The organism is Nostoc sp. UHCC 0251 (assembly GCF_034932245.1).
Taxonomy (GTDB): Bacteria; Cyanobacteriota; Cyanobacteriia; order Cyanobacteriales; family Nostocaceae; genus Nostoc.
Map to the genome: position 1 here is coordinate 1 of NZ_JAYGHD010000144.1, position 9,405 is coordinate 9,405.

Annotated in this window: 7 protein-coding genes and 1 pseudogene; 3 read left to right on the forward strand and 5 right to left on the reverse strand. The window is 40.7% G+C overall.

Annotation, left to right across the window (positions count from 1 at the left end; genetic code table 11):
- Positions 1-72 precede the first annotated feature (72 nt).
- Together VB740_RS15545 and VB740_RS15550 are read left to right on the forward strand one after the other, a co-directional pair.
- The gene (locus VB740_RS15545) at positions 73-759 is read left to right on the forward strand and encodes a phosphatase PAP2 family protein (protein WP_323200880.1); all 687 of its coding nucleotides are present in this window, start codon (positions 73-75) and stop codon (positions 757-759) included.
- 166 nt (positions 760-925) lie between these two features.
- Positions 926-1,111, forward strand: coding sequence for a chlorophyll a/b-binding protein (locus VB740_RS15550; RefSeq protein ID WP_323200881.1), 186 nt, complete (start codon positions 926-928; stop codon positions 1,109-1,111).
- Between the two features lie 117 nt (positions 1,112-1,228).
- On the opposite strand, the gene rpoD is transcribed toward VB740_RS15550, so the two are convergent.
- The 3 genes from rpoD to gyrB all read right to left on the reverse strand — a co-directional run bounded on the left by rpoD (position 1,229) and on the right by gyrB (position 6,810).
- Positions 1,229-2,398 carry an RNA polymerase sigma factor RpoD gene (rpoD, locus tag VB740_RS15555; protein ID WP_323200882.1) on the reverse strand — a complete coding sequence of 390 codons (1,170 nt, stop codon included), beginning with the start codon at positions 2,396-2,398 and terminating at the stop codon, positions 1,229-1,231.
- Positions 2,399-3,923: 1,525 nt separating this feature from the next.
- A complete protein-coding gene (locus VB740_RS15560) occupies positions 3,924-4,568 on the reverse strand; it encodes a fasciclin domain-containing protein (RefSeq protein WP_323200883.1) in 645 nt (214 codons plus the stop codon).
- A gap of 304 nt (positions 4,569-4,872) precedes the next feature.
- Entirely contained in the window at positions 4,873-6,810 is a 1,938-nt protein-coding gene (gyrB, locus tag VB740_RS15565; RefSeq protein WP_196509854.1) for a DNA topoisomerase (ATP-hydrolyzing) subunit B, read from the reverse strand.
- 240 nt (positions 6,811-7,050) lie between these two features.
- Here gyrB and miaA point away from each other — a divergent pair, with 240 nt between their 5' ends.
- Positions 7,051-7,956 (forward strand): tRNA (adenosine(37)-N6)-dimethylallyltransferase MiaA, encoded by a 906-nt coding sequence (miaA, locus tag VB740_RS15570; protein ID WP_323200884.1) that lies wholly within the window; start codon positions 7,051-7,053, stop codon positions 7,954-7,956.
- Positions 7,957-8,009: 53 nt separating this feature from the next.
- Here miaA and VB740_RS15575 read toward each other — a convergent pair whose 3' ends face one another.
- The gene (locus VB740_RS15575; protein WP_323200885.1) at positions 8,010-8,714 is read right to left on the reverse strand and encodes a Uma2 family endonuclease; all 705 of its coding nucleotides are present in this window, start codon (positions 8,712-8,714) and stop codon (positions 8,010-8,012) included.
- A gap of 90 nt (positions 8,715-8,804) precedes the next feature.
- A pseudogene (locus tag VB740_RS15580) lies at positions 8,805-9,341 on the reverse strand (class I SAM-dependent methyltransferase); the annotation flags it as partial.
- Positions 9,342-9,405 lie beyond the last annotated feature (64 nt).

Sequence of the window (9,405 nt, forward strand, 5' to 3'; positions counted from 1 at the left end):
ATCTAACGATCATCTTCGCTCCCAAAATTGAATAATTTAATTTCTGGAAATCCCTAATGTCAATATTCGCCTATGCTCCGAAAAATTTTAACTTTTTGGTTGCAACACATACATCCTCGTCTGGCTCCTTTGCTCACTACAATTGGTATCGTTGGACTGGCTAGCTGTCTGCTGATACTTTTTCTTTTGGCAGAGCTTTTTGAAGAAGTTTTAGAGCGAGAAGCTTTTGCATTTGATACACATTTTCTGTTGTGGCTGCATCAGTTTTCTAATCCCAGTCTAGATAATCTGATGCTGACAATTACGAACCTTGGCAATCCCAGTTTTATCGTAGTTGTCGTCACACTTAGTCTGGCCATACTCTCGTGGCGACGTTACCGACAAGAAGCCAAAATATTTGCGATCGCCTGTCTGGGAGCTTTTATCCTCAATACAGGACTAAAGCTGTTATTTAGCAAACCCCGCCCCGAACTTTGGGATCGGTTGATTACTGAAAAATCTTTTAGTTTTCCTAGTGGTCATGCCTTAGGTTCTCTGGTGCTATACGGCTTTCTAGCTTACTTGTTGGCAACTCACTATCCTAAATTTTCTCAGTTTATTTATAGTATGGCGGGGGTGGTAATTGCTGCTATTGGTATCAGTCGGCTGTATTTAGGAGTGCATTGGCCTACAGATGTGATTGCAGGTTATGGAGTTGGGTTTTTATGGCTGATGATGTGTATAGCAATGCTGAAATTGCAAAATATGAGACAATTTTAGCAATTCTACCTGAAGATAGATGTGTTTATTTCTCTTATCAGTTTGTGCTATTTAAGTCAAGTTTTAGAAATAAAAATATAAATTAAGGTTGCATTCACAAGAAAAATTGTTATATTAGTTTACATAAGGCAACAATCCTTCGTAAATCCAGTTTGGAGTGCCAACCATGACTAACGCAACTACCGCAAAAGTTACCACCCCCGTAATTGAAGATCGCAACGCTTGGCGCTGGGGTTTTACTCCTCAAGCAGAAATTTGGAACGGTCGCTTGGCAATGATTGGCTTTTTAGCAGCCGTATTAATTGAACTTTTTTCTGGCCAAGGCTTCTTACATTTTTGGGGCATTCTATAAGTAATTAGGACACAAACTTGTTAATAAATTAAAAAACCTGGAGTGATAATTCACTACCAGGTTTTTAATTGTTTACTTTTTGTCAGATGTTAATTGTCAGTAGTCAACGACAATTAATTACCGAATATATTCCTTGAGAACGCTGTTGCGATTTGGATGGCGTAATTTGCGGAGTGCTTTTGCCTCAATTTGACGAATCCGTTCGCGGGTAACGTTGAAAATCTGTCCGATTTCCTCAAGGGTTTTCATCCGACCATCATCCAAGCCGTAACGCAGTCTGAGAACATCGCGTTCGCGTGGGCTAAGACTGTCGAGGACTTTTTCAAGGTCTTCGCGCAGAAGATTTTTGGAAACTTGGTCTTCTGGTGTCTCACCATCGGATTCAATAAAATCACCCAATCGAGAATCTTCTTCTTTACCAATGGGCGTTTCTAGCGAGATGGGTAACTGGGCAGATTTAGCAATAAACCGCAACTTCTCAATAGTCATTTCCATGCGAGTGGCGATTTCTTCTTCAGTGGGTTTACGACCCATTTCTTGAGATAGCAACTTGGTAGTTTTCTTAATTCGAGAAATGGTTTCGTAGAGGTGAACTGGAAGACGAATAGTACGCGATTGATCTGCGATCGCGCGGGTAATTGCTTGACGAATCCACCATGTAGCGTATGTAGAGAACTTATAACCTTTTTCGTGGTCAAACTTTTCAGCGGCACGAATCAAACCGAGACTGCCTTCCTGAATTAAGTCCTGGAACGACAAACCACGATTCATGTACTTCTTAGCAATTGAAACCACAAGACGGAGGTTAGATTGCACCATCTTGTCTTTCGCTCTGCGACCAACATGGAGGCGATAACGAAAAGCTGGTAGTGGTAGTTGTACTGCTTCTGCCCATTCACTATCTCGAGGATCGCGATCCAACTGCTCACAGAGTCTTTCGCGTACCCTCTCTAATTCCAGCAAATCGGCTATTTTCCGCGCCAATTCAATTTCTTCGTCTGCCCGCAAAAGACGAATTCTACCAATTTCTTGCAAGTAAAGCCGAATTGAATCTTCGGTGTAATGCTTTTTCTTGCTTTGTGTCCGACGACGCGATTTAGCGGCTTTTCCAGACTTTGCGTCGTCCTCATCAGTCTGAGGCTCTAAAAATTCCTCGTCACCTTCATCGATGATCAGCAAGTCCTCTTCATCGTCTATTAAGAGTTCTTCTAACTCGAGCTCAGGCTGATTCATTATTTCTAGGTCAGGCTGATATATGCTTTCGAGTACGTTGTTAGCCTGGTTCATGCCGCGTTCCTCATGCTCCTTGCAGAATCAATTACTCAAGATGTGTTACTGCTCTTTATAAACGAGCTATTCGTCAACCGAAAATAAACTTTTTAGCAGATTTGCCAGAGATATTTTCGGACGTTTTGCACCTCCGATTGGAGGTTTTTTAGTTTAGTTTAAGCAACTACTAAAGATGACTTGCTCACTTTAGTAAATGTTATATGTGTTGCTATCACATACTGCTTTCAACTAACTGGTCAAAAAAAATACTCACCTTTATCAAAAAATTTGCCACTCTTATAGAAATGAATTCATACTGTTGGCAGATTTTCCTATAAAGACTCTTCCGATTGTAGCCTGTTTCACAGAAATTGCACTCTTTTTGTGTATTAATCATGAATTCATTAAGCAACTGTTAGCTACTTTCACCAAAAAGACATTAAAAACGGGAGTTATACCCTGAAAAATTTTCTCTACTTTTCGGAATAGCACTGATGCTCTGATTACATTAGGAATGCTTTTGCCGAATTTCATGTATTTTACACAACATTACTTACTTACAAAGAGTGCATTTTATGTTAACTCAGACTATTGGCCTTAATCTACCCATTTTTACATTTCCTTCATAAATTACGCATTCCTTAGATTAAAGCGGGTCTTGACCTTGGGTAAATACAACAAGTGTGATGGTGCTTGCCTTCAAGTAGTTAACCTTCTGTGTACTCATTACCTTAACTGAGGAGTTGAGGCTGTGGCAGTATCGACCTGATTAGGAGGTCAATTTAGGTTTAACTAATTTGGTCTTATTCACACGTTAGCGCACTGTGGCGATTTCAGCCCTATGAAACTTGACAAACTTTTCTTATTGTATACAAGGATATTTTAATCAATTCAAAAATGATTTGTCCTGCGAATTCGCCAATATACTCCTATCTTAGACAAAAGTACATTAGATACATACGATACAATAGCGATCGCCACGGCACCACATGAAGATATTAACAAGTTTTCAGGCTTATGGTAGGTACTTACAACAGCCATCACCCCGAACACACAGAAACCAGAAAATTACTTTACGAATTGGTTACAAAGCTTTTTGCGTATACAATTGTAAAGTTCAATACTTTTATTTCAGTAAAACTTTGTCATCCTATGATGAGAAATCCTCAAAATACTTATTAATTGCTGTTTGATAGATGATATTCAGTTATTTTCTTAAAGCATAACAAATGTATTTCTAGCTGGTGGGCGAAATTAATCCGCAAATCAGAGAAAAAAATATTATCTGGACTAAATTTCCAATAAAGTTGGTAGTTTTGTTAACACTCGAAGATTCAATCTTTGTAAAATCTTGACAAGAAGCAAATCATATGATTAGTTGCTAACTAAGAAATTTAAAATTGTTGTAGTTATGTAGTGCTGACTTGTAACACAAGTGACAAGTCAACCTAAATTTTTAATTGATTGTTAGTGTCTAGTTCAAAGTCAGGGTGGCTTTCAAACCTACCCCTAACGAAACTGGAAACTATGAGCAATGCTTTAACTACCGTGGTGTTGGGGTGGTGTTTAGACTTGCAGGAAAATTAGGTGGTAGAAGTACCTGGTCAACTACATGAACAATGCCGTTGCTAGCTGGGATGTCTGGCTGAGTTACTTTTGCATTGTTGACTGTAACTGAGTTACTGGCACGATCAACCGTAATTTTAACGGTACTACCTTCAACTGTTTTAACTTGTCCAGACGTCAATTGCTGGGAGGTAATTCCCCCAGGTATAGTATGGTATGCCAGAAGCCTGACTAATTGTTGTTTGTTTGCTGGCTGTAAGAGTTGATCTAAAGTAGCTTTTGGTAAAGCAGAGAAAGCGGCGTCAGTAGGTGCAAATACTGTGTAAGGGCCTGGTGCTGTCAATTGTTCAGTTAAGCCAGCAGCTTGCACTGCTTGGGTTAGAGTTTTAAACTGTCCTTGACTAGCTGCTGACTTTGCCAGTTCTGCTAAATTTTCGGTGACAGTTGTGCCAGTAGGAGATGGCGTAACGGGAGGAACAGTTGTTACGGGAGTTGGCGTGACGGGAGGGACAGTTACAGTAGGAGTTTCAACAGGCTGGGCGCAGGCAGATAGAGCAATCAAGCTACTTATGCCAATAATATTGAACAATGTTTTTTCTAGTATGCCTTTGCTCGCTTTCATCGCTTTGTTTAGAATTCAGTTAAATAGAGGATTATTAACAATACTTAACGAATTTATGGATATAGTCACTCATCTAACGGCATAGTTTGTAGTTATAGAAAATGCTAATACAAAAACTTATATATTTAATAAGGCGCGTCATCAGGCAAAAGAGGTACTTTTTATAGTAATTTTGGATATTAAAGTCTTTACCAAAGGTCTGTTCTAAGTAAGAATGTCAATCAAGACTTCAAAGCCAAAGATCCCCGAATTCTCAAAGAATTCGGGGATCTTGTTTTTTGCTAATGATTTAGGACTGCTACTATTAAATGTCTAGATCGGTGAAGTTGAGTTTAGAACCATAGGTTTCGATAAATTCTCGTCTGGGTGCGACCCGATCGCCCATTAAAATTGTAAAGATGCGATCGGCTTCTGCGGCATCCTCAATTTCGACTTGCTTCATTTTACGAGTTTCTGGGTTCATGGTGGTGTCCCAGAGTTGTTGTGGCATCATTTCACCCAAACCTTTGAAGCGTTGGATGGTATAGTTGGCGTTAGCAGGAAATTTGGCGATCGCTTGATTTTTTTCGCGATCGCTATAGCAGTACTCATGATTACGTCCCCGTTCTACTTTAAACAGTGGGGGACAAGCAATATAAATAAAGCCTTGTTCGATGAGCGCTCGCTGATATCGATAGAAGAATGTTAACAACAAAGTTCGGATGTGCGCTCCATCTACGTCAGCATCCGTCATGATGACTATGCGGTGATAACGCAGTTGAGTGGAATCGAATTCATCACCTTTGACACCTAAACCGAGGGCTGTAATTAACGCTTGAACTTCGTTATTTTTATAAATTTTAGCGTCGTCGGTTTTTTCAATGTTGAGAATTTTACCACGTAGAGGCAAGATAGCTTGAGTGCGGCGATCGCGTCCTTGTTTGGCACTTCCACCTGCTGAGTCCCCTTCCACGATGAATATCTCAGATTCGCTAGGGTCACGAGAACTACAATCGGCCAATTTACCAGGTAATGGCGAAGATTCGAGTACAGATTTGCGACGAACTAATTCCCGTGCATGACGGGCTGCTTCTGCGGCTTTGAAAGCTTGGATAGCTTTATCTAAAATTGAGTCTGCTATGGCAGGATGAAATTCTAGGTACTCGGTGAGGACTTCTCCTACCAAAGAATCAACAATTCCCCGCACTTCGGTGTTACCGAGTTTGGTTTTGGTTTGTCCTTCAAATTCTGGATCTGGAACTTTAACGGAAATTACGGCTGTCAAACCTTCACGGACGTGTTCGCCACTGAGGTTAGGTTCATTCTCTTTAATTTTATTGCGCTTACGAGCGATCGCATTTAATGTCCGAGTTAGAACTGCCTTTAACCCTTCTAAGTGCGTACCACCATCCACGGTACGAATATTGTTAGCAAAACCTAGAACATTATCCGTGTAAGCATCAGTACACCATTGCAATGAAACTTCCACTTGTACATTGTTGCGTTCCCCCTGCACATAGATAATTTCTTCATGTAGCGGCTGCTTCTCGCGGTTCATGTAAGCGATATATTCTTTAATACCACCCTTGTAATTGTAGGATTCTACTTTTGGTGTATCGCTTTTTAGTAGTTCTAGACGGTGGTCAGTAAAGGTAATTTTGACACCCGCATTCAGATACGCCAATTCCCGTAGGCGACCTGATAAAGTAATGTAATCAAACTCAATGCTAGTTGTAAAGATTTGGGTATCTGGCTTAAAGGTGACAGAAGTTCCAGTTCTAGCTTCTTTGTATGGCTTTACTTGCAGTTCACTAACTGGGATACCGCGTTCATAGCGTTGGAGATGAACCTTTTTATCTCGCCAAACTGTAACTTCTACAACCTCAGAGAGGGCATTAACAACAGAAATACCAACCCCGTGCAATCCTCCAGAAACTTTGTAACCACCGCCGCCAAACTTACCACCGGCGTGTAGTACCGTCATTACAGTTTCCAAAGCCGATTTTCCGGTGCGCGAGTGAGTATCGACGGGAATACCGCGACCATCATCTGTTACAGTCACCGAACCATCAGCGTTGATATCCACCTCTATATGAGTGCAATGACCCGCCAATGCCTCATCGATTGAATTGTCCACCACCTCGTAAACTAAATGGTGGAGTCCTCGCGGCCCAGTGGTACCGATGTACATTCCTGGTCTTTTGCGGACGGCTTCCAGACCTTCCAGAACTTGAATCTGATCGGCACTGTAACTGCTCGTCATGTAAACTCTCCTGATGCGTGGGGTTGAAATCGCCTAAAGGCAAATAAAAGTAAAAACACTCCAAAATTGTAACACAAAAGCCTTGCTGGCGTCTGTAGGGCATTTTCAAGAGAAGTTTATACTGGGGTTGCAGTACCGTATAAGAGGGGCAGAGGAGCAGAGGGAGCAGGGGAGGCAGGGGAAGCAGGGGAAGAATTTCTAAATCTTGACCAATTACAAATGACAAATGACCAATGACTAATGACTAAATTAATTGTGATTTGTGGGGCGACGGCAACGGGTAAATCTGGTTTAGCTTTGGCTTTGGCGATGCGGTTGGGTTCTGTAATTCTCAGTGCTGATTCTCGTCAAGTTTACCGTGAGTTTGATATTGGGACGGCGAAACCAACTGTGGCTGAACAAAAATTGGTGTCACACTATTTAATAGATATCTGCGATCCAACAGACATGATGACAGTAGCAGACTACCAGGAACAAACACAAGCCTTAATTGCTTCTGTTGGTGTTACACCACTGTTTCTAGTTGGTGGTACTGGTTTATATATTCGTTCCATTGTCCAAGGGATGAAAATTCCGAGAGTTGCACCACAAACAGAATTGCGATCGCAACTTGAATCTCTCGGTCAACCACAACTCTACGCCATGTTACAACAAGTTGACCCCGTTGCAGCACAAAAGATTCATGGCAATGATTTAGTGCGAACTTTAAGAGCATTAGAGGTATATTATGTTACTGGATATCCAATTTCAGAACAGCAAGGGGAGAATCCACCGAACTATCCAATTTTGCAAATTGGCTTAGATTGCGATGTTGAAAAGTTGGATGCTCGAATTAAACAGCGTACAGAGCAAATGATAGTAAATGGTTTGGTTGCTGAGGTGGAGTATCTTTGTCAAAAATATGGCGCTGATTTGTCTTTGTTGAATACTTTGGGTTATCAAGAAATTAAGCAATATTTGGCTGGGAATATTTCCTTAGATAAAGCGAAAGAATTAACAATTTTGCATACGCGACAATTTGCCAAGCGACAACGCACTTGGTTTCGAGCCTATCCCAAAATTCAATGGTTTGATGCAGATGATCCTGATTTATTAGAGAAGGCTTGGCAGCGGATAAATGAGTTTATAAGTTGCAAAAGTTCGTGAGATTTTTTTGCTCATGTAAAGACGCAGAATTTTCGCGTTTTTACATGAGTGTCCTAGAGAGTTTCGGGATCGATGCCCATAGCTCGTAGCCGTTCTGCTAAAATTTGGGTGCGTTGTTCAGCTTGTTCGGCACGTTGTCGTTCCTGTTCTGCGCGTTCATCTCCAGTTAGTAAAACAGTACCATCTTGGTAGCACCAGCGTAACCAAGTATCCTGTCTATCTTCAAATTTACCTTCCCATAGAGTTATACCTAAACCAACTTGTTCTAACCAAGTTTCTGAAGTTTCAAAGTAGCGTGTTCCCCTTAGTTCATAAACATGCAGAATTCTTTCTGCTAATTGCTGATTTGGGTCATATACGATGTAGTAACTAGCCCGCATGTGTTCATAAATTTGCAGTTTTTTGCCCAGTTCATCACCTTTTTTATTAGAGACAATTTCGAGTACAACTTCGGGAGGTTTGCCAAAACGCCAAACCATATAGCAACGATTTTGTTTCTCCCACCAATTTTCAGGTACTTGGACATCTAAGCTAAGAAAAACGTCGGGTACAATTGCAGGTTGACCGTCTGTATGGTAAATGCCAACATTAGCTGCTGCAAAAAAAGTCTGCTGCTGTATAGAACTGTAAAGAGAGCCAATTAAAAGGCGCTTCTGTTTTGAAGTAGCAAAATTATCTAAAGTGTCATCTTCAGTGACTAGCTGGTTAGCATCTGGCACATAGTAATCATCATCATTGATTAGAACTTGCTGAACCATGATTTTATCCAGTATATAAGAGCGTTATTTCTAGGTTAATTGATTGCATATAGTGAAACAGTGACTAACATTGTATCCGGTATTCAAAAACTACATAATGGCTGGACTTAGCTGACGAAGATTACCTTTCTTCCAAACTACAGAATAACGCCAGAATAAGTGCTTTCTAACTTTCGCTTTACCCAAGAAGCTTGTATAAATTCGTCGTACTTGCGATAAGGTTAAGTACTTGTCTATGCGAAGATGCTCTCTCATTGCTTCTGCTGCTTCTGATGACGGCTGAATACGCCTATTGTTGATCGTTTGAAGCAACCAATTTAGAGGAACAGCAACAAAATCGCTCAATATTTCTTGCACATTCTCATGCTCTAATAAATCTAAAATCACTAGACTGCCGCCAGGTTTCAAAGCAGCTTTCATATTGGGCAGCAACTTTTCTATTGGTAAATGATGAACTGTAGCTATAGAAACAATTGCATCAAATTGCTCAATTGGAAACTTCCACTGCAATATATCAGCAACTTGAAAATCAATATTTGTATACTGTCTTGAACGTTGCTTGGCAACTTCTATCATATTTGGGGATAAGTCAATTGCAACAACTCTGTCAGCACATTTAGCGATAAGACGTGAAAATTCGTTGAACTAAGCGATTCCCTCACGAGAACCGCTCGTCTTCAAAACCGGACGT

Coding starts and splice junctions, on each gene's coding strand:
- VB740_RS15560 (WP_323200883.1), bottom strand. CDS start 4,568: ATGAAAGCGAGCAAAGGCATACTAGAAAAAACATTGTTCAATATTATT.
- VB740_RS15575 (WP_323200885.1), bottom strand. CDS start 8,714: ATGGTTCAGCAAGTTCTAATCAATGATGATGATTACTATGTGCCAGAT.
- miaA (WP_323200884.1), top strand. CDS start 7,051: ATGACTAAATTAATTGTGATTTGTGGGGCGACGGCAACGGGTAAATCT.
- rpoD (WP_323200882.1), bottom strand. CDS start 2,398: ATGAACCAGGCTAACAACGTACTCGAAAGCATATATCAGCCTGACCTA.
- VB740_RS15550 (WP_323200881.1), top strand. CDS start 926: ATGACTAACGCAACTACCGCAAAAGTTACCACCCCCGTAATTGAAGAT.
- VB740_RS15545 (WP_323200880.1), top strand. CDS start 73: ATGCTCCGAAAAATTTTAACTTTTTGGTTGCAACACATACATCCTCGT.
- gyrB (WP_196509854.1), bottom strand. CDS start 6,810: ATGACGAGCAGTTACAGTGCCGATCAGATTCAAGTTCTGGAAGGTCTG.